General features: G+C 60.8%; 19 protein-coding genes. 4 read left to right on the top strand and 15 right to left on the bottom strand.

The window, feature by feature from the left end; translation table 11 throughout:
* Positions 1-86 precede the first annotated feature (86 nt).
* The 5 genes from ACEN8E_RS27505 to betI form a co-directional block, all read right to left on the bottom strand.
* On the bottom strand, positions 87-1,424 hold the full coding sequence (locus tag ACEN8E_RS27505) for a TldD/PmbA family protein (RefSeq protein WP_495590571.1): 1,338 nt from the start codon (positions 1,422-1,424) through the stop codon (positions 87-89).
* Positions 1,424-2,866, bottom strand: coding sequence for a TldD/PmbA family protein (locus tag ACEN8E_RS27500; RefSeq protein ID WP_495590570.1), 1,443 nt, complete (start codon positions 2,864-2,866; stop codon positions 1,424-1,426). The genes ACEN8E_RS27505 and ACEN8E_RS27500 overlap by 1 nt, the downstream gene beginning before the upstream one ends.
* Before the next feature lie 270 nt (positions 2,867-3,136).
* A complete protein-coding gene (gene betA, locus ACEN8E_RS27495) occupies positions 3,137-4,837 on the bottom strand; it encodes a choline dehydrogenase (protein ID WP_495590569.1) in 1,701 nt (566 codons plus the stop codon).
* Between the two features lie 156 nt (positions 4,838-4,993).
* Positions 4,994-6,466, bottom strand: coding sequence for a betaine-aldehyde dehydrogenase (gene betB, locus ACEN8E_RS27490; protein WP_495590568.1), 1,473 nt, complete (start codon positions 6,464-6,466; stop codon positions 4,994-4,996).
* Between the two features lie 62 nt (positions 6,467-6,528).
* On the bottom strand, positions 6,529-7,122 hold the full coding sequence (gene betI / locus ACEN8E_RS27485; protein ID WP_223589762.1) for a transcriptional regulator BetI: 594 nt from the start codon (positions 7,120-7,122) through the stop codon (positions 6,529-6,531).
* Between the two features lie 381 nt (positions 7,123-7,503).
* Between betI and ACEN8E_RS27480 the strand changes: the two genes are divergently transcribed.
* Entirely contained in the window at positions 7,504-9,444 is a 1,941-nt protein-coding gene (locus ACEN8E_RS27480) for a BCCT family transporter (RefSeq protein ID WP_495593402.1), read from the top strand.
* Between the two features lie 199 nt (positions 9,445-9,643).
* Here the strand turns inward: ACEN8E_RS27480 and choV are convergent, their stop codons facing one another.
* The 3 genes from choV to ACEN8E_RS27465 all read right to left on the bottom strand — a co-directional run bounded on the left by choV (position 9,644) and on the right by ACEN8E_RS27465 (position 12,678).
* Positions 9,644-10,822, bottom strand: a complete 1,179-nt coding sequence (gene choV, locus ACEN8E_RS27475) for a choline ABC transporter ATP-binding protein (protein WP_495590567.1) — start codon at positions 10,820-10,822, stop codon at positions 9,644-9,646.
* Entirely contained in the window at positions 10,819-11,664 is an 846-nt protein-coding gene (gene choW, locus ACEN8E_RS27470; RefSeq protein WP_008019482.1) for a choline ABC transporter permease subunit, read from the bottom strand. Before choW ends, choV begins: the two co-directional genes overlap by 4 nt.
* Before the next feature lie 66 nt (positions 11,665-11,730).
* Entirely contained in the window at positions 11,731-12,678 is a 948-nt protein-coding gene (locus ACEN8E_RS27465; RefSeq protein WP_495590566.1) for a choline ABC transporter substrate-binding protein, read from the bottom strand.
* A 435-nt stretch (positions 12,679-13,113) separates the two neighbouring features.
* On the opposite strand from ACEN8E_RS27465, the gene ACEN8E_RS27460 reads away from it, so the two are divergent.
* Together ACEN8E_RS27460 and gbdR are read left to right on the top strand one after the other, a co-directional pair.
* Positions 13,114-14,490 (top strand): L-serine ammonia-lyase, encoded by a 1,377-nt coding sequence (locus ACEN8E_RS27460; RefSeq protein WP_495590565.1) that lies wholly within the window; start codon positions 13,114-13,116, stop codon positions 14,488-14,490.
* A 514-nt stretch (positions 14,491-15,004) separates the two neighbouring features.
* Positions 15,005-16,108, top strand: coding sequence for a choline metabolism transcriptional regulator GbdR (gbdR, locus tag ACEN8E_RS27455; RefSeq protein WP_007975492.1), 1,104 nt, complete (start codon positions 15,005-15,007; stop codon positions 16,106-16,108).
* Positions 16,109-16,208: 100 nt separating this feature from the next.
* On the opposite strand, the gene ACEN8E_RS27450 is transcribed toward gbdR, so the two are convergent.
* From ACEN8E_RS27450 to ACEN8E_RS27425, 6 genes are all read right to left on the bottom strand, one after another.
* Positions 16,209-16,475, bottom strand: coding sequence for a hypothetical protein (locus tag ACEN8E_RS27450; protein ID WP_495590564.1), 267 nt, complete (start codon positions 16,473-16,475; stop codon positions 16,209-16,211).
* 366 nt (positions 16,476-16,841) lie between these two features.
* Entirely contained in the window at positions 16,842-18,005 is a 1,164-nt protein-coding gene (locus ACEN8E_RS27445; RefSeq protein ID WP_495590563.1) for a gamma-butyrobetaine dioxygenase, read from the bottom strand.
* A gap of 13 nt (positions 18,006-18,018) precedes the next feature.
* The gene (locus ACEN8E_RS27440; protein WP_495590562.1) at positions 18,019-18,495 is read right to left on the bottom strand and encodes a thioesterase family protein; all 477 of its coding nucleotides are present in this window, start codon (positions 18,493-18,495) and stop codon (positions 18,019-18,021) included.
* A 124-nt stretch (positions 18,496-18,619) separates the two neighbouring features.
* Positions 18,620-19,585, bottom strand: coding sequence for an L-carnitine dehydrogenase (locus ACEN8E_RS27435; RefSeq protein ID WP_007975496.1), 966 nt, complete (start codon positions 19,583-19,585; stop codon positions 18,620-18,622).
* A 141-nt stretch (positions 19,586-19,726) separates the two neighbouring features.
* Complete coding sequence (gene cdhC / locus ACEN8E_RS27430) at positions 19,727-20,614, bottom strand: 3-dehydrocarnitine:acetyl-CoA trimethylamine transferase CdhC (protein WP_103396696.1); 888 nt, start codon at positions 20,612-20,614, stop codon at positions 19,727-19,729.
* A gap of 95 nt (positions 20,615-20,709) precedes the next feature.
* Entirely contained in the window at positions 20,710-21,654 is a 945-nt protein-coding gene (locus tag ACEN8E_RS27425) for a choline ABC transporter substrate-binding protein (protein WP_414913435.1), read from the bottom strand.
* Between the two features lie 209 nt (positions 21,655-21,863).
* On the opposite strand from ACEN8E_RS27425, the gene ACEN8E_RS27420 reads away from it, so the two are divergent.
* Positions 21,864-22,808, top strand: coding sequence for a GlxA family transcriptional regulator (locus ACEN8E_RS27420; protein WP_085716447.1), 945 nt, complete (start codon positions 21,864-21,866; stop codon positions 22,806-22,808).
* A 127-nt stretch (positions 22,809-22,935) separates the two neighbouring features.
* Here ACEN8E_RS27420 and ACEN8E_RS27415 read toward each other — a convergent pair whose 3' ends face one another.
* Positions 22,936-23,352: a DUF3010 family protein gene (locus ACEN8E_RS27415; RefSeq protein ID WP_495590561.1), complete on the bottom strand. Its 417-nt coding sequence runs from the start codon at positions 23,350-23,352 to the stop codon at positions 22,936-22,938.
* Between the last annotated feature and the right edge of the window lie 23 nt (positions 23,353-23,375).

The raw sequence follows: 23,375 nt of genomic DNA, 5'->3' as shown, positions 1-23,375 counted from the left end.
GCGTCCGTGGTGACTTCTTCGCGAGCAGGCTCGCTCCCACAGGTTATTCATCATCCATGTGGGAGCGAGCCTGCTCGCGAATGCTTTCAAAGGGTCAAGGTCAACCGGCTCACGAGCGCCCCCGGCAACAACGCCGACGCTGTCGCCCGCTGGCTATAGGTGCTCGCCGACAGCAACAACTCCCGCTCTGCGGTCAGCGCTTCGAGCTGCGAACCGAGCAGGCTGAAGGCGCTGTCATCAAAGCGCATGGTGCTGACCGGTGCCTGAATCTCGCCGTTCTCGACCCAGAACGTGGCAAAGCGGGTCATGCCGGTCAGGCGTGCGGCCGGTTGATCCGAGAAGTTCAGGTACCACAGGTTGCTGATGTACAGCCCCGTGCCCAGTTGCTTGAGGATGTCAGTGTCAGGCAACAGCCCGGCTTTCATGTTCAGCGCGCTCGGTGATTCACCGCCGCTGGCGCCATTGGCAGTCAAACCGTATTCCGCGGCGCTACGCGAGCTGACCAGCTGTGCCCCGGCCTTGCCATCGACGATCAACCCAAGGTCACTGCGTGGATAACCCTCATCGGAAAACGCCGGGCTCAGCGAGCCGCTGACTTTTTCATCCAGCGAGACCATCGTGCTGAAAGCGCTGTCGCCCCCGTAGAGCTTTTGCAGCGGGCTGCTCTTGCTGGCAATCGACTGTGCCGAGAAACCACCCCAGCACAACATGCCCATGATTTCTTCCAGCGCCGCCGGTGCCAGGTAAGCGCGGTACTGGCCGGGCGCCAAAGTGCGCAGCGGTCGCCCCAGAAATTCAAGCTGCTCGCGGGCTTGCCGGAAGCGCTTGGCAAAGTCTTCGCTGCTCCAGTCATGCCCGGCGTAGCTGGCTTTGACGGCCTGGCCGTTCTCGTGGAACAGGCTGAAGTCGAAATTGAAACTGTTGGCCTGATGCCAGCCGAAGGCACCCGAAGAACTGGCAAAACCACGGCTGATGGGGCCGGCCGCGTAAAAACCGACAAGATCCAGTCCTTCGGCGGCCTGGGTAATCTGCGCGACCACCTGCTCGGTGTCCGGCAGCGGATGCGACTGCACGTTGCTGCTTTGCCAGCCATTGTGGTTGAGCAGCAGATAAGGATCCTGAGGCAGCAGCGGCAAGGTTTCCCGCAGCTGTTGCAGGCCTTCGGTCAAGCGTTGCAGATCAACCTGGGGATCGCCGGCGAGGGTGATGTTCAGGTCGGCATGACGGCCTTCGTTGATCAGCTTCAGGCCGATACTCGCCTGCTGCACCTGACCGGCCTGACGAACCTTGGCGTGGTTGAAGCGCACGAAGGCCGACGATTCGGCGGCGTAGCTGAGGGTGAACTGCTCGGGCTCGCGAAGTGCTTCACGCAGGCTGTTGACCAACGCCTTGAACGACGCGGACGAACTGTTTGAAGGATTCATCAGGCGTCTCCTCCGAATACATCGACATTGCTGAACACGCAGGCCGGTGACGCGTGGCCGACGCGGATCACCTGGTTCGGTTCACCCTTGCCGCAGTTCGGTGTGCCGAGGACCTTGAAGGTACTGGCATTGCCGACGGCGCTGAGGCTCTTCCAGAACTGCGCGGAGATACCCCGGTAATTGGGGTTCTTCACCACGCCCTTGAGTTCGCCGTTTTCGATCAGTTGGCCCCATTCGCAACCGAACTGAAATTTGTTGCGAGCATCGTCGATCGACCAGGAGCGGTTGGTCGACATCAGCACGCCGTGTTCGATGCCGCCGATCAGCTGTTCGATGGACTGATCGCCAGGCTCGATGTTGAGGTTGGCCATGCGGTCGATCGGCGGACGGTTCCAGCCGCAGGCACGGCTGTTGGCGACGCCGTCCATGCCGGCACGGAATTGCGAAAGCGCACCGCCGAGCGGGCGCAGCAACAAGCCTTCACGGATCAGGAACTGCTTGCTGGCGGGCGTGCCGTCGTCGTCATGGCCGTAGCTGGCGAGTTCCTCGGGGATGCTCGGGTCGAAGGTCACGTTGAGCAGACCGGAACCGTATTGCAGGCGGCCGAAATCTTCGGCTTTGACGAAACTGGTGCCGGCGTAATTGCGCTCGTCACCGAGGATGCGGTCCAGTTCCAGCGGGTGACCAATGGATTCGTGGATTTGCAGCATCATCTGGTCGGGCATCAGCAGCAGGTCGCGCTTGCCTTGCGGGGTGTTTGGCGCCAGCAGCAATTGCAGGGCCTGATCGGCCACCTGGGCACCGGCACCGATCAGCCCGCAGCGGCTGATGACGTCCGCCGCGCCTTGCTGGCCGAAGTTCTCGCGACCCAGGCTGCGGGTCTGGCTGTCGTTGCCGTCGTAGGCCGTGACATCCAGGCCAGGGTACACAAAGCGTTGGGCCTGGCGCAGTTCGGCACCGGCGGTGTTGAGGTAGATCTGCTCGACGTGGGTGATGCCGAGGCTGACCTGCCAGTTCACCAGACGCTCGTCTTTCGGTACGGCGGCGGATTCGGCGCCGAGTAATGCGTAGCAGTCGCTCAGGGACGGGAAGGCCTGGTCGAAGTTGGGCGAAAAGTAGTCGGCGCGGTCGCTGGAAACGGCCTGCTCGCGCAAGTCCAGCAAGGCGTGGGGCTTGAGTCGACGGGCCTGGAGCTCGGCGCGGTCGAGGGCGGCTTGCAGGCCTTGTTGCGACAAGTCGTTGGTTGCGGCATAGGCTTCGACGCCATTGACCCGTACGGTCAGCATCGCCCCTTCGTCACGGCTCAGGCTTGGCGGCTCGGCGACGTTCTTGCGCACCGACAGGTACTGCCCGGATTCGCGCACATAACGCAGGGAAAAGAATTCGGCACCCGTGCGCAAGGCGGCGAAGCGCTGCTTGAGCTGGGGGTAGAAATCGAACATTCGTGAACCTCCTGGGTATGGAGTGGCGGCGCAGCGGTGTTGCGAGGGGAAGAGGTGAAACGTTTGCGTGGCGCTAGATTAGGCCTGCGAGGGGGGTGGGATCAAGGATAGAGCGGTGTGGGAGGGGATTGTTGTGTTGTTCTTCAGGGCCTCTTCGCGAGCAGGCTCGCTCCCACATTTGATTTCCGGTGTTCACAAATATTGTGTTCACCGAAGCTTCCCTGTGGGAGCGAGCCTGCTCGCGAATAGCCTTGATGCGGTGTAACGGTGTTATGCGGTCTGAGTCACTTCCCGCACCGGCTTGCCCTTCACCGGCGCTCCGCCCGCCACATAGTAAGTGGCGGAGCTGCGCGGCAACGGCTTGCGGCCACGGATCTTGTCGGCGATTTTCTCGGCCATCATGATCGTCGGCGCGTTGAGGTTGCCGGTGGTGATGATCGGCATGATCGAGGCATCGACCACCCGCAGGCCTTGCATGCCATGCACGCGACCTTCGCCATCGACCACGGCCATTTCGTCGGCGCCCATCTTGCACGAGCAGGACGGGTGGAACGCGGTTTCAGCGTGTTCGCGGATGAACTTGTCCAGTTGCTCGTCGGTTTGCACCTCGATGCCCGGGCTGATCTCGCGACCACGGAAGGCGTCCAGTGCAGGTTGCTGCATGATTTCACGGGTCAGGCGGATGCCGTCGCGGAATTCCTGCCAGTCCTGCTCGGTGGCCATGTAGTTGAACAGAATGCTCGGGTGCTGGCGCGGGTCCTTGGATTTGACCTGGATGCGACCACGGCTAGGCGAACGCATGGAACCCATGTGCGCCTGGAAGCCGTGCTCTTTCACACCGTTGCTACCGTTGTAGTTAATCGCCACCGGCAGGAAGTGGTACTGGATGTTCGGCCATTCGAATTCCGGGCGGGTACGAATGAATCCGCCGGCTTCGAACTGGTTGCTGGCGCCGATGCCGGTGCCGTTGAACAGCCACTCGGCACCGATGGCCGGCTGGTTGTGCAAGAGCAGCGACGGGTACAGCGAGACCGGTTGGGTGCAAGCGTATTGCAGGTACAACTCAAGGTGGTCCTGCAGGTTTTCACCGACGCCCGGCAGGTCGTGGACCACTGGAATGTCGAGGCTTTGCAGCAGTTTCGCCGGGCCCACGCCGGAGCGTTGCAGGATCTGCGGCGAAGCGATGGCGCCGGAGCACAGCAGCACTTCCTTGCGCGCCTTGACCTCAACACGCTCTTCAGCCGCGCCCACCAGGTAACGCACGCCGACCGCACGCTTGCCTTCGAACAGGATCTTGTCGGTCAGGGCGTGGGTGACGATGGTCAGGGTCGAACGCTTCTTGGCAGTGTCCAGGTAGCCGCGAGCGGTGCTGGAGCGACGGCCTTTAGGCGTCACGGTACGGTCCATCGGGCCGAAGCCTTCCTGCTGGTAGCCGTTGAGGTCTTCGGTACGCGGGTAACCGGCCTGCACGCCGGCTTCAACCATGGCGTGGAACAGCGGGTTGTTGCCGGCTTTCGGTGTGGTCACGCTGACCGGGCCTTCGCCACCGTGGTAATCGTTCGGGCCGATGTCGCGGGTTTCCGCTTTTCTGAAATAGGGCAGGCAGTCCAGGTACGACCAGTCCTCGAGACCTGGCAATTTTGCCCAGCCGTCGTAGTCCATGGCGTTGCCGCGGATGTAGCACATGCCGTTGATCAGCGAGGAACCGCCGAGGCCCTTGCCGCGACCGCACTCCATGCGGCGACCGTCCATGTGCGGCTCCGGATCGGTTTCGTAAGCCCAGTTGTAGCGACGGCCTTGCAGCGGGAACGCCAGGGCGGCCGGCATCTGCGTACGGAAGTCCAAACGGTAGTCCGGGCCGCCCGCTTCGAGCAGCAGGACGGTGACGCCTGCGTCTTCGGTCAGACGGGTCGCCAGGGTGTTACCGGCGGAGCCGGCACCGATGATGATGTAATCGAATTCTTGGGACATTGAATGCACCCTCTTTGAAGTTGGTTCAGGTCAGGCCATGGCGAGTGCTACGCACTCGATTCGCGAGCAGGCTCGCTCCCACAGTGGAACGCGTACTCCTGTGGGAGCGAGCCTGCTCGCGAAGAGGGCCTTGCGAGCAATACAAGGCTCGGGTTCTTAGAACACCGAGGCGTAATCGCCCAGCTCGACCTGTACCGATTTGATGCGGGTGAAGTTGTTCAGCGAGCTGATCCCGTTTTCACGACCAACACCGGACTGCTTGTAGCCGCCAACCGGCATCTTCGCGTCGGACTCGCCCCAGGCGTTGATCCAGCAGATACCGGCTTCCAGCTGATGAATCACGCGGTGCGCGCGGTTCAGGTCGCGGGTGACGATACCGGCGGCCAGGCCGAAGTCGGTGTCGTTGGCGCGGCGGATTACTTCCTCTTCGGTTTCGTAGGTGAGGATCGCCATCACCGGGCCGAAGATTTCTTCACGCACGATGGTCATGTCGTCGGTGCAGTCGGTGAACACGGTCGGCGCGACGAAGGCACCTTTGGCGAATTCGCCGTCGGTCAGACGCTCACCGCCACACAGTACGCGGGCGCCTTCTTCCTTGCCCTTGGCGATGTAACCCAGCACGTTTTCCATGTGGGCGAAGCTGACCAGCGGACCGAAGTTGGTGTTTTCGTCTTGCGGGTTGCCGATGCGGATGCGCGCTACACGCTCAACGATCTTGGCTTCGAAGGCGGCTTTCAGGTGAGCTGGCACGAACACGCGAGTGCCGTTGGTGCAAACCTGACCGGAGCTGTAGAAGTTGGCCATCATCGCGGTGTCGGCGGCGCGATCGAGGTCGGCGTCGTCGCAGATGATCAGCGGGGACTTGCCGCCCAGTTCCATGGTCACGTCTTTCAGCGAGGAAGCCGAAGCGCTGGCCATGACTTTCTTGCCGGTGTCGGTACCGCCGGTGAACGAGACTTTCTCGATGCGCGGGTGCTCGGTCAGCCAGGTGCCGACTTCACGGCCGCTGCCGGTCAACACGTTGAACACGCCGTTCGGCAGGCCGGCTTCGGTGTAGATCTCGGCCAGTTTCAGAGTGGTCAGCGAGGTGACTTCGCTTGGCTTGAAGATCATCGCGTTACCGGCAGCCAGGGCTGGTGCGGATTTCCACAGGGCGATCTGGATCGGGTAGTTCCACGCGCCGATACCGGCCACGATGCCCAGCGGCTCGCGACGGGTGTAGACGAACGAGGTGGTGCGCAGCGGAATCTGCTCGCCTTCGATGGCCGGAACCAGGCCTGCGTAGTACTCCAGCACGTCAGCGCCGGTGACGATGTCGACGTATTTGGTTTCGGAGAATGCTTTACCGGTGTCCAGGGTTTCCAGGGCAGCCAGTTCATCGTTGCGCTCACGCAGGATTTCCACGGCGCGACGCAGGATGCGCGAACGCTCCATGGCGGTCATCGCCGCCCAGATTTTCTGGCCCTTTTCGGCGCTGACCACTGCGCGCTCGACGTCTTCCTTGGTCGCACGTTGTACTTTTGCGAGGACTTCACCGTTAGCCGGGTTGATGGCTTCGAAAGTAGCGTCGCTGCTGGCGTCGCTGTAAGCACCATCGATGTAGAGTTTTTGCAGTTCGAAACGGGCCATAAAGTCCTCGCAAGAGCATCAAGTGGTTGGCGCGGTTCAGGGGTTGAGCGCTTATGTGTGCTCTAACTCACCCGCTTGGCCAGTTGGGTATCCATGTATTCGTACGCAATCTGTTGCGCCTGCTCGGTGTCGAAAGCATCTCCCGACAGCGCGCCGCGCAACCACAAGCCGTCGATCAACGCTGCCAGGCCACGGGCGGCGCTGCGCGCATCATTGAGCGGCAGCACACGGCGGAACTGGCAGCACAGGTTGGAATACAGACGGTGATCGTTGATCCGCTGCAACCTGTGCAAAGACGGCTGGTGCATGCTGGTGGCCCAGAAGGCCAGCCAGGTTTTCATTGCCGGGCCATTGACCTGGCTGGCGTCGAAGTTGCCTTCGATGATCACCTGCAGATGCGCCCGCGGGCTGTCATCTGTCAGCGCCAATCGGCGCGCGGTGACGTTCTCGCTCAGGACAGTCATCAGGTACCCCATGGTGGCGGCGATCAGGCCATTCTTGTCCTGAAAGTAGTGACTGATGATGCCATTCGAGACACCGGCCAAACGGGCGATCAGCGCAATGCTGGCGTCCCCCATTCCGACCTGATCGACAGCCAGCAAAGTGGCTTCGATCAATTGCTGGCGGCGGATGGGTTGCATACCGACCTTGGGCATCTTGCACATCTCCTTAGGCCTTGCGGCAGACGTCAGACGGCTACCGGCTTGAGGGCCAGTCTATTTTGTTTTGATTGAACGTTCAATCAACAAAGAATAAGATCTGCGACAAATCGTCGCTGCTTACAGATTTTTCCTACGTGTAAATGGCGGCAAACCGACATCCGAAACGGCTCGAAGCCTGTACGCCACGGCGTCTCACGGGCTTCGGGCTTTTTTCGGGCTGTCTTTATATCACCCGCCGGTCGGCTGCCCACTAACCGATTGGTCGGGTAACCCGTTTGTCTTGCGTTCTTCTCTCGCACTGCCCGGAGCATCTGTGCCATGAGTTCTGCCTCGCTAATAAAGACCCCACCCGAGAAGGTGACGGTCAACGGTTGGGTGTTCTACACCTCTACCGCGTTGATTCTGTTGTTGACCGCCATTCTGATCATCGCCCCGCAAGAGGCCGGCAGAATGCTGGGTACGGCGCAAGCCTGGTTGTCCCGCAGCTTCGGCTGGTACTACATGGTGGTGATTGCCGCCTACCTGATTTTTGTCGTCGGCCTGGCGTTTTCGTCCTACGGCAAACTCAAGCTCGGCAGCAAGGACGATACCCCGGACTTCAGCTACGGCGCCTGGGCGGGGATGCTGTTCTCCTCGGGTATCGGTATTTCGCTGCTGTACTTCGGTGCTTCCGAGCCGCTGGACCACTACTTCAACCCGCCGGAAGGTGTGGCCGGCAGCAACCTTGCCGCCCGTCAGGCGGTGCAACTGACCTTCCTGCATTGGGGCCTGCATGGCTGGGCGATCTACGCGCTGGTCGGCCTGGCGGTGGCGTACTTTGCCTACCGGCATAACCAGCCGCTGGCGTTGCGCTCGGCGTTGTACCCGCTGGTGGGTGAGCGTTGGGTCAAGAGCGCGGCCGGGCATGCGGTGGACGGCTTCGGCATGTTCGTGACCCTGCTGGGTCTGGTGACCAACCTGGGGATTGGTTCGCTGCAAGTGTCGTCGGGGCTGGAAAACCTGTTCGGCATGGAGCACAGCAACACCAACCTGCTGATCGTGATCATCGTGATGAGCACCGTGGCGACCATTGCTGCCGTGTCGGGCGTGGAAAACGGCATCCGTCGTCTGTCCAACCTGAACATCGTGCTGTTCAGCGGCCTGCTGATTTTCGTCCTGTTGTTCGGCCCGACCCTGCACCTGCTCAACGGCTTCGTGCAGAACGTCGGCGACTACCTTAACGGCGTGGTGCTGAAGACTTTCGACCTCTATGTGTACGAAGGCGACAGTGAGAAGTCCGACCGCTGGCTGGGCCTGTGGACCCTGTTCTACTGGGCCTGGTGGATTTCCTGGGCACCATTCGTGGGCATGTTCATCGCGCGTATTTCCCGTGGTCGCACCGTGCGTGAGCTGGTCGCCGGCGTGCTGTTGATTCCGCTGGGCTTTACCCTGGCGTGGCTGTCGATCTTCGGTAACTCGGCCCTGGACCTGGTGATGAACCATGGGGCGGTAGAACTCGGGAAGACCGCGCTGGAACAGCCATCCATGGCGATCTACCAGTTGCTTGAGCATTACCCGGCATCGAAAGTGGTGATCGGCGTGTCGATCTTTGTCGGTTTCGTGCTGTTCCTGACCCCGGCGGATTCCGGCGCGGTGATGATGGCCAACCTGTCCTGCAAGGGCGGCACCGTTGATGAAGACGCACCGCACTGGCTGCGGATTTTCTGGTCGGTGGTGATCACCCTGGTGACCATCGGCCTGCTGTTCGCCGGCAACTTCGAAGCCATGCAAACCATGGTGGTGCTGGCCGGTCTGCCGTTCTCGGTGGTGCTGGTGTTCTTCATGTTCGGCTTGCACAAGGCCATGCGCCAGGACGTACAGATCGAACAGGAACAAGCGGAGCTGGCGGCACGCGGTCGCCGTGGTTTCACTGAGCGTTTGACCCAGTTGGACCTGCAACCGAGTCAGTCGGTGGTCCAGCGCTTCATGGACAAGCACGTGACGCCGGCGCTGAGCGATGCGGCTGTGCAACTGCGTACCCAAGGGCTGGAGGTGCAGACACTGCTGGGCAAGTCCAAGCGTTGCATGGGCCTGCGGATCGAGATGGAAGAGGGCAACCCGTTTGTCTACGAAGTGAGCCTGGACGGCTACCTGGCCACGCCAACCGAATCGGCTCAGTCCGATGAGGCGCGCCAGCGTTACTACCGTGCCGAGGTGTACCTGCACAACGGCAGCCAGGACTACGACTTGATGGGCTTCACCCAGGATCAGATCACCCGTGACGTGCTCGACCAGTTTGAAAGCCATCGGCAACTCCTTGGCCGGGTTTACAGCTAAGTAGTGAACTGATGCGGTGTTCCTGTCAGGACCACCGCGTCCGCTTCTTCGCGAGCAGGCTCGCTCCCACATTGGAATGCTTACCCCTGTGGGAGCGAGCCTGCTCGCGAAGGGGTCATCAGCCCTGACGCTGCATCACCCGATATCCCCACAAACAAAAACGCCGCGATACTCTCGCGGCGTTTTTGCATCTGTTGCCTTACCCCAGGTTCTTGCCGAGCAGTGCGTGATACAGCTCACTGTCGCCAAGAATCCCCACCACATGGTTGTTATCGTGCAGCACCAGCTTGTTGCCGGTCTGATAACGAATCTGCAGCGCGTCGCGCATGCCGATACTGGAATCCACCAGCGTCGGCTTGCGTTCCAGGCCTTCGACGGCTTGCCCCGGCATCCAGTTCTGCAGGTCCATGCTCGAGCCGTTCTTGCGTGCGCCTTTGATGGTGTTGCCTTCAGCCAGGTCCAGCCACGAATCGCCGCCCGGATCGAGGCATACCGAACCGTTGATGCGTTTGCAGTTGTCCAGGGTGCGCATCAGGCTGCGACCGCACAGTACGTTCAGCGGGTTGGTGTGGGCCACGAAGGTCCGCACATAATCGTCCGCAGGGTTGAGGACGATTTCTTCCGGTTTGCTGTACTGGATGATCCGGCCGTCTTTCATGATCGCGATACGGCTGCCCAGTTTCAGGGCTTCGTCGAGGTCGTGGCTCACGAACACGATGGTCTTGTGCAGCTTGCGTTGCAGTTCCAGCAGTTCGTCTTGCAGGCCTTGGCGGATCAACGGGTCGAGTGCCGAGAACGGTTCGTCCATCAGCAGGATGTCGGCGTCCATCGCCAGCGCACGGGCCAGGCCAACACGTTGCTGCATACCGCCGGACAGCTCGTTGGGTTTCTTGTTGCGCCACTGGGTCAGGCCCACCAGCTCAAGCTTGTCGTCCACCAGCTTGCGGCGTTCTTTCTCGGGGCGACCCTGCATCTCCAGGCCGAAGCTGATGTTCTCGCGAACGGTCAGCCAGGGCATCAGGGCGAACTTCTGGAACACCATCGCAATGCGCTTGGTGCGCATCATTTTCAGCTCGGCGGCGGAGCAGGACGCAATGTTGATCTGCTTGCCTTCGTGTTCGACGAACAGCTTGCCGCGGCTGACGGTGTTGAGGCCGTTGATGCAACGCAGCAGGCTGGATTTGCCGGAGCCGGACAGGCCCATCAGCACACAGATTTCACCTTTTTCGATATCCAGGCTGGCCTTTTCGACGCCAACGATCTGCCCGGTCTTTTTCAGGATCTCGCTGCGGGTCAAGCCTTGATCGAGAAGTTTCAGTGCCTCGCGTGGATCTTTGGTGAAGATCACGTCGACGTCTTCGAAGCGAATTATGCTCATGCGTCACCCCCTACTTTGGCTTCGGGTTGTTTGCAGATACGGTCGAGCATGATCGCCAGCAGTACGATCGCCAGGCCCGCTTCGAAGCCCAGGGCGATATCAGCGGTATTCAGTGCGTTGACCACCGGTTTACCCAATCCGTCGGCGCCTACCAGTGCCGCGATCACCACCATCGACAACGACAGCATGATGCACTGGGTGATGCCAGCCGCGATGCTCGGCATGGCGTGAGGCAGTTCGATCCGCGTCAGCAGTTGGCGACGCGAGCAGCCAAAGGCCTTGCCGGCGTCCATCAATTCTTCCGGGACATCGCGGATACCCAGGTAGGTCAGGCGGATGGGCGCGGCAATCGCGAACACCACCGTGGAGATCAGACCCGGGACCACACCCAGCCCGAAGAGGGTCAGGGTAGGAATGAGGTAAACGAAGGTCGGTACGGTCTGCATCAGATCGAGTACCGGACGCATTAAAGTGTAGAACATCGGCTTGTGCGCCGCGACGATGCCCAGCGGCACGCCGATGACCACGCAGACCAGGGTGGCGAACATCACCTGGGCGAGGGTTTCCATGGTTTCCTGCCAGTACCCCAGGTTGAGGATCAGCAGAAAGGAGGCAACGACAAATGCAGTCAGGCCCCATTTTCGTTGAATGAAGTGTGCCAGTAGCGCGATCAGGCCGATCAGTGCCAGCGGGTTGAACCAGGTCAGCGCAAACGTCACGCCGTGGATCATCGTTTCCAGTGACACGGCGATTGCGTCGAAGGTGCTGGCGCCGTGTTGCGTCAACCATTCAACGAAGCCCGCGATGTACTGGCCTAAAGGGATTTTCTGATCAATCAGCATGGTAGTGAACGTCCGCATGCAAGGAAATAAACAGCCCGGACGGCCGGAGCCGTCCGGCATAAGCGATTACTGATTCAGCTTGGCTTTCACGGCGTCCAGGCCAGGTTTACCGTCAGTGGTGGTCACGCCAGCGAGCCAGGTATCGAGCACCTGTGGATTCTTTTTCAGCCAGGCCTTGGCGGCCGCGTCAGGCTTCATCTTGTCGTCCAGGATGTTGCCCATGAGTTCGCTTTCCATGTCGACAGTGAACTCCAGGTTTTTCAGCAGTTGGCCCACGTTGCTGCATTCCTCGGCGTAACCCTTGCGGGTGTTGGTCGCCACGGTGGCAGCACCGAAATCCGGGCCAAAGAAATCGTCGCCGCCGGTCAGGTATTGGATCTTGAAGCGCTTGTTCATCGGGTGCGGCGCCCAGCCGAGGAAGACCACGGCGGTGTCGCGTTTCTGCGCACGGTCGACCTGCGACAGCATGCCGGCTTCGCTGGACTCGACGACCTTGAAGCCTGCGTCCTTGAGGCCGAAGGCGTTCTTGTCGATCATCGTCTGGATCAGGCGGTTGCCGTCGTTGCCAGGCTCGATGCCGTAGATCTTGCCATCGAGGTCTTTCTTGAACTTGGCGATGTCGGCGAAGTCATGCAGCCCCTTGTCGTACAGGGCTTGAGGTACGGCGAGGGTGTACTTGGCGCCCTTGAGGTTGGTGCGCACGGTGTCCACGGTGCCGGCATCGCGGTAGGCCTTGATGTCGTTTTCCATGGTCGGCATCCAGTTGCCGAGGAACACGTCCATGTTCTTGCCGTCGGCCAGGGACTTGTAGGTCACGGGCACGGAAATCATGGTGGTCTTGGTCTTGTAGCCGAGGGCGTTGAGCACGACGCTGGTTGTCGCGGTAGTCGCGGTGATGTCGGTCCAGCCGACATCGGAGAAGTTTACGGTACTGCACTGCGCCGGTTCTGCGGCTTGCGCCAGAACCGGCAGACTAAGCATGGCGGCCAACAACAACGACGGGGAACCTTTCATGGATGGACTCCTTGGTGTTTTTTTTGGCAGTGTTCCGACTGGACCACCGCACTTATAGGTTGCGGTTGGATGGCGTTCTGGAGACAGCTCTACCACGGCGCCTTGCAATCGAGTCGATATGATCATGTACCAGTGAAAATCTGACGCCTACAGGGCGCGTCGTATCCAGTACAGGGATGGTCGCATCCAGTGTCGGTGACGTCGTTTACAGATTTTTTCAGCCCATTTTCTCGCTCTGAACCGCAAAAAAACGGCGAAAACACGGCGTAAAAGACACGCGGCGCTGGTGGGCATGAGTGCGTCGGTTAGAGACGTCGAACAACACGATAAAAGCTTGATGATGCGGTCATCTCGACGGATTGCAGCTTGAGCGTAGCAGCTCCGTCACCGTGCGTTTTTGCGTGCGCAGTGGGCCCATCCAGGAGTTCGGCAGTAATGGCTATCAGTGTTTTCGACCTGTTCAAAATCGGCATCGGTCCTTCCAGTTCGCACACCGTGGGACCCATGCGGGCGGCGGCGTTGTTCGTGCAGGGCTTGCGCGAGCGCGGATTGCTGGAGCGGGTGCAGCGTGTCGAAGTCCGGCTGTTCGGCTCGTTGTCGGCCACCGGCATCGGTCACGGCAGCGACAACGCGGTGATCATGGGCCTGATGGGCGAGTGGCCGGACGCGATCGATCCGTCGCAAATCGGCATCCGTATCCAGGCCCTGCGCGAAACCCATACGCTGTTGCTCGACGGTCGGCTGTCGGTCCCGTTCATCTGGGCCAGGGACATGCGCCTGATCGACGAAAATCTGCCGTATCACCCTAATGCCATGACCCTGATTGTCGAAGACGACCATGGCGAGTTTCATCGCGATACCTATTATTCGGTCGGCGGCGGTTTTGTCGTTGATCAGGCACAAGCCTCCAGCGGTGTGGTGGACCTGGATCGCACCGTGCTGCCCTACGATTTTTCCAGTGCCGTCGAGTTGCTGGCGCTGTGCAAGCGCCACAACCTGAGCGTTGCGCAATTGATGATGGCCAACGAGAAAATCTGGCGCAGCGAAGAGGAAATCCGCAGCGGCCTGATGAAGCTCTGGCGCGCCATGCAGGATTGCGTCGAGCAAGGCCTGAAGCACGAAGGCATCCTGCCCGGCGGGCTGAACGTGCGCCGCCGCGCGGCCAAGCTGCACCGCAGCTTGCAGGAGTTGAACAAGCCCAACGTGATCGGCTCGACCTTGAGTGCCATGGAGTGGGTCAACCTGTTCGCCCTGGCGGTCAACGAAGAAAACGCCGCCGGCGGGCGCATGGTCACGGCACCGACCAATGGCGCGGCGGGGATCATTCCGGCGGTGTTGCATTACTTCATGAAGTTCAGCGAAGCGGTGACCGACGCCAATGTCGTCGACTACTTCCTCGCAGCGGCGGCGGTGGGAATCCTGTGCAAGAAGAACGCCTCGATCTCCGGTGCTGAAGTCGGTTGCCAGGGCGAAGTCGGATCGGCCTGCGCCATGGCGGCGGCCGGGCTGGCAGAAATTCTTGGCGCCACGCCAGAGCAACTGTGCAATGCGGCGGAGATCGGTCTGGAACACAACCTCGGCTTGACCTGCGACCCGGTGGGCGGGCTGGTCCAGGTACCGTGCATCGAGCGTAATGCGATAGCCGCGGTCAAGGCGATCAATGCGGCGCAAATGGCTTTGCGCGGCGATGGCCAGCACTTTATCTCGCTGGATCGGGTGATCCGCACCATGCGCGATACCGGTGCCGACATGCATGACAAATATAAGGAGACATCGCGGGGTGGGTTGGCGGTGAGTGCGGTGGAGTGCTGAAACCGAGTTGGCCCCTTCGCGAGCAGGCTCGCTCCCACAGTTGATGTGTATTCCAATGTGGGAGCGAGCCTGCTCGCGAAGGCGGCAGACCAGTCAAAATTGCGCGCCAAGTGAACACCCGCTCGAAACCGCGCCGCCTTTTAGTGCGTCGCTCACAGATAAATCGTCTTGCCAGCGGTCGGAGTCATTCAAGCCTTCGACCATTCGTCACCCGTGCCTGCGGTGACACTCTTTTCCAGCCGCTCGTAGCCCTGTTCCCACAAGTGCTACCGAATTGCTCACAGCTTGTGGGCCGGGGCGCTTGCCAGCCCTGATGGCCATTTAAATCCCCACTCCCTGCGCGTCATATATAGACACATTCCGACGTCGTTTTTAGGAGTTATTGAACGCGCATTCAAATTTAGGCATGGCAATTGCTCTGTCATTACAAAGCCCGTCTCCCACGCGAGAACGATGGCAATAAAAAGAGCCTCCGCCTGAGGCCATCACCCGCTTTGTGTGAGGAGATACCGCGATGACGACGTTCAACTCCGGGGCCCAACCCCAGAACCGTGCGCCTCAATCCATCGGCTTTCTGCTGCTGGACAATTTCACGCTGATTTCTCTGGCCTCCGCAGTGGAACCCCTGCGCATGGCCAACCAATTGTCCGGTCGCGAGCTGTATCGCTGGACCACCCTCACTGTCGACGGCGGTCAGGTCTGGGCCAGTGACGGTCTGCAGATCACTCCCGACGCCTCCATGCACAAAGCCCCGCCAATGGACACTGTCATCGTCTGCGGCGGTATCGGTATTCAGCGCACTGTTACCCGGGAACACGTTTCATGGTTGCAAAGCCAGGCTCGCCAGTCCCGCCGCCTCGGCGCGGTGTGCACCGGCAGCTGGGCCCTGGCCTGCGCCGGTCTGCTCGACGGCTTCGATTGCAGCGTGCACTGGGAATGTCTGGCGGCGATGCAGGAAGCTTTCCCGCGGGTAGCCATGAGTACCCGTCTGTTCACCCTCGACCGTAACCGTTTCACCAGCTCGGGCGGCACCGCGCCGCTGGACATGATGCTGCACCTGATCAGTCGTGATCACGGTCGTGAACTGTCGGCGGCCATTTCGGAAATGTTCGTCTACGAGCGCATCCGCAACGAACAGGATCACCAGCGTGTGCCGCTCAAGCACATGCTCGGCACCAATCAGCCAAAACTGCAGGAAATCGTTGCGCTGATGGAAGCCAACCTCGAAGAGCCGATCGACCTCGACGAACTGGCGGTGTATGTCGCGGTGTCCCGTCGTCAGCTCGAACGCCTGTTCCAGAAATACCTGCACTGCTCACCGTCGCGTTACTACCTCAAGCTGCGCCTGATCCGCGCCCGGCAACTGCTCAAGCAAACGCCGATGTCGATCATCGAAGTGGCGTCGGTCTGCGGTTTCGTGTCCACGCCGCACTTCTCCAAGTGCTACCGCGAGTACTTCGGCATTCCGCCGCGTGACGAGCGCGTAGGCTCCAACACTACCCAGCAAGTGGCGATGATGCCGCTGCCGCAAGCGCTGGTGCTGTCGCCGTTGTCCGGGCCGTTGTCGGCGCTGAGCCAGGCGCGTAACGAATCGACGTTTGCCAGTGTAAGGCTCTAGACCGAGGCGTTTTCATCGCGAGCAGGCTCGCTCCCACAGGAAATGCGCCATATTCGAAACGGCGCAGGACCTGTGGGAGCGGGCTTGCCCGCGATTGGATTTATCGGCCTGGGTGGCTCTGCTGATACTCCGCCAATGCCGGCAACAGCTGCTTGTCGATCGCCTGGCGCACCGCCGGCAGGATGGTCGCGCTGCTGGTGTACATCTGCTTGACCATGGTCCGCAGCACGATTGCCCGTTCGTTGTTCAAACCTCGCACCGCATACTCGCAGGCCTGCTCGGCCGTAGCGCCGCTCGGCACTTGAAAGCCCAACGACTTGAGCTGGCCCAACAGGTCTTCCTGGTCTATCAAATCGGCGTGCATCATGACGCAATCCTTCTTCAGGGAACGGTGTCGTGGTTCGATTCTGGTGGGGGTGCCGGGTGTCGGCAAGGGCGATTTGTCGCAATGGCTCAATTGGTTATGAGCATGTCGTTTTCGGCTAACCTGGTCCGCAGGGGAGTAGGCACACTGGACTCAGCTCGCTTCACGAAGGTTTGGTCACCCTCGCACGGCGGCTCCTCAACAGTACCCTCTGCCTCGATCCTGTCACGGCTTGATCGGGGCTTTTTTTGCCTGTGAATCAGTGGGGTTTGTGTTGGCTGACAGGCCGTATTCGCGAGCAGGCTCGCTCCCACAGGGGCTGCGAATAATCTGTGGGAGCGAGCCTGCTCGCGAAGAAGATGACTCGGTCTAACGTTGCAACACCAGGATGCGCGACAACAACTCATCCCGGTCGACATAGCAGCCCTGGAAATGCCGCGCCCCGGTGGCAGGGTCGAAGGCGTTGCGGGCATGCAGGGTGCGGCGGTTGTCGAAGCACCACAGCTCACCGGGATTGAGCCGCTGCTTCAACCTGAATCGAGGCTCGCGGGTCATCGCGATAAAGCGCCGGTAGGCCTTGTACAGCCTGGGCATCTGCTCCACCGAGGCATCGAACGGCCCGCGCAGAAAGTTCGCCATGCGGATTTCCGATACCTGCCCCAAGGCGTCCAGGGCAATGATCGGCGCGAGACAGCGGTAGTCGCTGTGACGGTCCTTGTTGCGAAACTCCACGGGGATTTCGCAGAGGCTTTTGAAGGATTCGGGGTCTTCCCGGCGCAAGGCGTCGGCAATGGCAAAACCGTCGACAAAAATGCTCTCGCCACCCTCGGCGTCATTGACCAGGCAATGCAGGAATTGCAGCCCAGGTTGCAGCTCCCGGGTCGGCAAATCGCTATGCAATGGCAGGTTGAAGGCGGTGTAGGCGTTGCTGTCGGCGTCGGCCTTGGATTGCACGTTGAACAGCACGCCGAAATTGCTCTCGCGGATGAATGAAATCCGTTGGGCGATCAGCTTCAGAGAGCCGGGTTCGGTGGGCACGCCACGGACCTGGGTCAATCCGACATCCCGCACCGCCAGCAGCCATTGCAACAAGGCGTCGGAGTCGTTCATCAGCGCTTGATATTCGAACACCGGCAACTGCAAATCGCTGTGCCAGAGCCTGGCTTTCGGCTTGCGCTGCTGGCGCTCGGCGCGGGACTCATCGTCATAGGCGTGGGCGCGTAGCCAGCCAGGGTCGAAGCGACTGCAGTGGCCGTCCTGCCAGGCAACCAACAGGCAGCCATCGTTATCGATACTGGCGTTCTCGGCCAACAGATCTTCAGCCACATCGACGATTTCCAGCACTTGCTCGCGGGTCACGGTGTAGACGCACTGCGGGCACGGGCAATTGTCCCGTAGCCATTGATGGTGGAAAGGGCTGACGCGATCGTCGGCCCACCTCACCAGAACACGGTCCGCCAGTGTCTTCACGCCAGTCAGCGCGCTGATCAACGGATAGGTACGAAAGTCGGCAAATGCAGCGGCGGTGTTCATGGCGATCTCCTTGTTATTTTTTTGGGGGTAATGCGATCACTCGGCCAATGTACGCAGGTGTCGGCAGGTCCGCCTGTTCGGCGACGATGGCTTGCAGTCGGCTCAGGGACTGCTCGCTGAACGGTGCCGAACGCGGCCCGGCAAGATCCACGTGCAACAGCATCTGTTCGTTGCCTGCAAGTTCCTCGGTATCACCGACCAGATGCAGGCTGTGATAGAGGTGCACGCGCTTGCTGTCGTGGGCGATGATTTGGGTGTGCACTTCGACTTGGGCGTCGAGCTTCACTTCGTGCAGATAATTGAGGTGCAGTTCGAGGGTGAACAGCGAGTTGCCGCTGGCTTCCCGGCTGTTGCTGTCCAGGCCCAGGCGATCCATCAGCGCGTCGGTGGCGTAGCTGAAAATCAGCAGGTAGAAGGCGTCGCGCAGGTGGCCGTTGTAGTCGACCCAGTCGGGGATGATGGTGGTCTGGTAGGTGGTGAGGGTGGGCATGATGTTAGTTCCAACATTGATGGTGACTGGACTGCCGCTTTCGCGAGCAGGCTCGCTCCTACAAGGACCGCGCATGACTTGTGGGAGCGAGCCTGCTCGCGAAGGGGCCGGGCCTGCTGACTGATTACTCGCTGAACGCCATCCCATGCTTCTCTTTGGTGGTCTTCACCGCCTCCAGCACCGCCAGCAGGCAGTCATCACGATAGCGCTCCAGCGCCGAAATGCTGTGTTTGCCCAGTTGATCGCTGGTGCCATCGACCACGTCGTCGATCAGCTTGTCGGTCAGCTCCGGTGCCGGCAGGTAAGTCCAGGGTAACTGCAATGCCGGGCCAAACTGCGCCATGAAGTGACGCATGCCGGCATCACCACCGGCCAGGGTATAAGTCAGGAACGTGCCCATGAACGACCAGCGCAAACCGGCGCCGAAGCGGATTGCATCGTCGATTTCGCCGGTAGTCGCCACGCCGTCGTTGACCAGGTGCAGCGCCTCGCGCCACAGCGCTTCGAGCAGGCGGTCGGCGATGAAGCCCGGTACTTCCTTGCGCACGTGCAACGGGCGCATCCCCAGGGATTCATAGACTTTCATCGCCGCTTGCACGGCTTCAGGCGCGGTGTTCTTGCCACCGACCACTTCCACCAATGGCAGCAGGTAAACCGGGTTGAACGGGTGACCGACCACACAGCGTTCCGGATGCGTGGCGCTTTCGTAGAATTCGCTCGGCAACAGGCCGGAGGTGCTGGAACCGATCAACGCATTGGGCTTGGCCGCCGCGCTGATTTTGCTGTGCAGCTCCAGTTTCAGCTCCAGCCGTTCCGGGGCGCTTTCCTGGATGAAATCGGCATCGCGCACGCACTCTTCGATGGTCGCGACAAAGCGCAGGCGATCCTGTGATGCACCCGGCGCCAGGCCTTGTTTTTCCAGTGCGCCCCAAGCGTTGGCGACACGCTTGCGCAGGGCCGCTTCGGCACCGGGAGCCGGGTCCCAGGCCACTACATCCAGGCCATGGGCGAGGGCGCGGGACACCCAACCGCTGCCGATGACGCCGCTGCCTAACGCTGCGAATGTTTTGATTTCGGTGATAAAGCTCATGGTGATTTCCTGAATTTGGCTCTAAAAAACTGTGGGAGCGAGCCTGCTCGCGATGACGTCGGTACATCCGATGCATCATTTGAGGCAGGTAAACCGCTATCGCGAGCAGGCTCGCTCCCACAGGGGGAAAGGTGTTTAAGGTCAACCGCGCTTGGTCAGGCCCATTTTCTTGCGGCCTTCAGCCGGCGTGAGGACGCGGGCACCGAGGCGGCTGAGGATTTCCGTGGCGCGCTCGACCAGTTGGCCGTTGGTCGCCAGTACGCCCTTGTCCAGCCACAGGTTGTCTTCCAGCCCGACCCGCACGTTGCCGCCGAGCAACACCGCTTGCGCCGCCATCGGCATCTGCATGCGACCGATACCGAAACCCGCCCAGACCGCGTCGGCCGGCAGGTTGTCGACCATGGCTTTCATGGTGGTGGTGTCCGCCGGCGCGCCCCAAGGGATGCCCAGGCACAGCTGGAACAGTGGGTTGTCGAGCAGGCCTTCCTTGATCATCTGCTTGGCGAACCACAGGTGGCCGGTGTCGAAGATTTCCAGCTCGGCCTTCACGCCCAGCTCTTGGATGCGTTTGGCGCCAGCGCGCAGCTGGGCCGGGGTGGAGACGTAAATGGTGTCACCGTCGCCGAAATTCAGGGTGCCGCAATCCAGGGTGCAGATTTCCGGCAGCAGTTCTTCGACGTGGGCCAGGCGGGTCAGCGGGCCGACCAGATCGGTGTTCGGGCCGAACTCCATCGGATTCTCGCCGGCGCCGATTTCCAGGTCGCCGCCCATGCCGGCGGTGAGGTTGACGATGATGTCCACGTCCGCCTCGCGGATGCGCTCCATCACTTCGCGATACAACGCCACGTCACGGCTGAACTTGCCGGTTTGCGGGTCGCGCACATGGCAGTGAACCACGGTGGCACCGGCCTTGGCGGCTTCCACGGCAGCTGCCGCGATCTGTTTCGGGGTGACCGGCACGTGTGGGCTCTTGGCGGTCGTGTCGCCAGCACCGGTGAGTGCGCAGGTGATGATGACGTCGTGGTTCATTTGGCGGTTCCTTACAGGCGAGTTTTTGGTTTTGGCCAGGCGTGGTGGTCCCGTTCGCAGCCCGTTGGGGCTGCGAGCCGGTGGTTCGTTCGGGTTTATTTACTGGTCAGTTGCAGGTTTTCAGCGGCTGGTTTGCCATCGAAGGTGGTGACGCCTTCAAGCCAGCGTTTTTTGTCCTGCGGGTGATCCTTGAGCCATTGCTTGGCCGACTCGAAAGCGTCCTTGTGATCCAGCAGCGGCTGCATCATCCGGCTCTCGTCTTCGGCGGTGAACGTCAGGTTGCTCAGCAGGCGACCGATGTTCGGGCATTGTTCGGTGTAGGTCGGCGCAGTGACGGTCCAAACGGTGGCCTTGCCTTCGTTCGGGCCGAGGGCATCGTCGCTGCCGGTGAGGTAGGTCATTTTCACATTGACGTTCATCGGGTGCGGCGCCCAACCGAAGAACACCACGGCTTCGTTGCGACGCACGGCGCGATCCACCGCGGCGAGCATGCCGGCTTCGCTGGACTCGACCAGTTGGAACTTGCCGAGGCCGAACTGGTTCTTGGAGATCATTGCCTTGATCTGGGTGTTGGCGCCCGAGCCAGGCTCGATGCCGTAGATCTTGCCGCCCAGTTCTTTTTCGAATTTGGCGATGTCAGCGAAGGTTTTCAGACCCTTGTCGGCGAGGTAGGTCGGTACGGCGAGGGTCGCACGGGCGTCTTGCAGGCTTGGTGCTTCAAGCACCTTGACCTGTTTGGCGTCGACGAACGGGGTGATGGTCTGGGTCATCAGCGGGTTCCAGTAGCCGAGGAACAGGTCCAGACGCTGGTCGCGGATCCCGGCGAAGATGATTTGCTGGGAGGCGCTGGTTTGTTTGGTGCTGTAGCCGAGGCCATCGAGCAGTACCTGGGTCATGGCGCTGGTCGCGATCACGTCGGTCCAGTTCACTACACCCATGCGCACGTTCTGGCACGCGGCGGGTTCGGCGGCCATGACACTGGCGCTCAGCAAAGCGGTACCACTGAGTGCAAGAACACAGCTGCTGATCAGTCGTTTCATCTCGGGTTCCTCGGCAGTTCGTTTATTGTGAGTTCCGGTGTCTGATGCGCCGGTGATGCCAAGTTACGCAGCTAAGCGCCCATGAAAGCGCACTGCGGCGACCGACTCTTGCACTGCAGCGACCTGTGCTCTTGAATGCTGCTTGCAAGTGGCGTATCAACATCCTCACGCTCCCCGCTCTCTCGCTATCTGCCAATCGAGTGCGCTCCATGTCCCAGGATTTCTACTTCTTGTTGATGCCGGGTTTCTCGGCCATCGGGTTTATCTCGGCCATTGAGCCGTTGCGGGTCGCCAATCGCTTTCGCGGCGAGCTCTATCGCTGGCATGTGCTGAGCGCCGACGGCGGGGCGGTGCTGGCCAGCAACGGCATGTCGGTCAACGCCGATGCGGCGCTGGAACCATTGAAAAAAGGCGCGACGCTATTAGTGGTCGCCGGGTTCGAACCGCTGAAATTCGCCACCCCGGCGCTGGAGCACTGGTTGCGCCGGCTGGACAATGAAGGCGTGACCCTCGGCGCCATCGACACCGGCAGCTTCATCCTCGCCGAGGCGGGTTTGCTCGACGGCCATCGCCTGACCCTGCACTGGGAGGCCATCGACGCCTTCAAGGAATCCTATCCACAGCTCAGCGTCACCCAGGAGCTGTTCGAGATCGACCGCCGACGCATCACCTCCGCCGGCGGCACCGCTTCCATCGACCTGATGCTGGATCTGATCGCCCAGGCCCACGGCCCCGAGCTGGCGATCCAGGTCAGCGAACAATTCGTGCTCGGCCGCATTCGCCCGCGCAAGGACCACCAGCGCATGGAGGTCGCCACGCGATATGGCATCAGCAACAAGAAACTGGTACACGTGATCGGCGAGATGGAGCAACACAGCGAACCGCCGCTGAGTACGCTGGAACTGGCGGAATCGATCAAGGTGACGCGGCGGCAGCTGGAGCGCCTGTTTCGGTTGCACCTGAACGACACACCGAGCAATTTCTACCTGCGCTTGAGGCTGGAGAAAGCCCGGCAGTTACTGCGCCAGACAGACATGAGCGTGCTGGAAGTGAGCATTGCCTGCGGGTTTGAATCACCATCGTATTTCACCCGCAGTTATCGGGCGAAATACGAGCGGTGCCCACGAGAGGACCGGCGTACCGCGAAGGCATGAACAATCGAGCTCCACTGTAGGAGCGAGCTCTGCTCGCGAAAAACGCCTGGGCGACGCGCTCATTCAGGTAGCACGCGTAATCGTTAACGTCCATCGCGAGCAGAGCTCGCTCCTACAGGGTTGAAGGTTACTTTTTCAGTAGCGCCGAGCCAGCAGCCTTGTATGCCTCATGCTGATATTTGTTCAGCGTTCCCGGCAGTTCGAAATTGTGCTTCTTGGCCTGCGCATTGATGGTCTGTGGCGACAGCAAGGTCACTTCGCAATTCTCCAGCAACTGGAAAACCCCTTCGATCTTGAACGTGGTCGGCCCACCGGCGAATTCGCCTTTCTTGCTGCGCTTCTTGATCGCGATGCGGTCGATGGAATTTTCACGGACAAACGAAGCGACCTGAACGGCGAACACTTTGACGTTGGCGGCTTCGTCGTCATCGTCCAGGGCAATTTTCTTGGTGGCGAGCGCGACATGGCTCAGCGCCTGACCATCCAGCATGGCCACGGCAATGATCGCTTCGCTGCCCTTGATTTCGATGCCGCAGACTTTCATGTTGAATCCCGTTAGTGACAGAG

Source organism: Pseudomonas sp. Pseusp9 (genome assembly GCF_059491265.1).
Note: the sequence above shows the minus strand (reverse complement) of the source record. Positions and strands in the feature narration are given on the sequence as shown.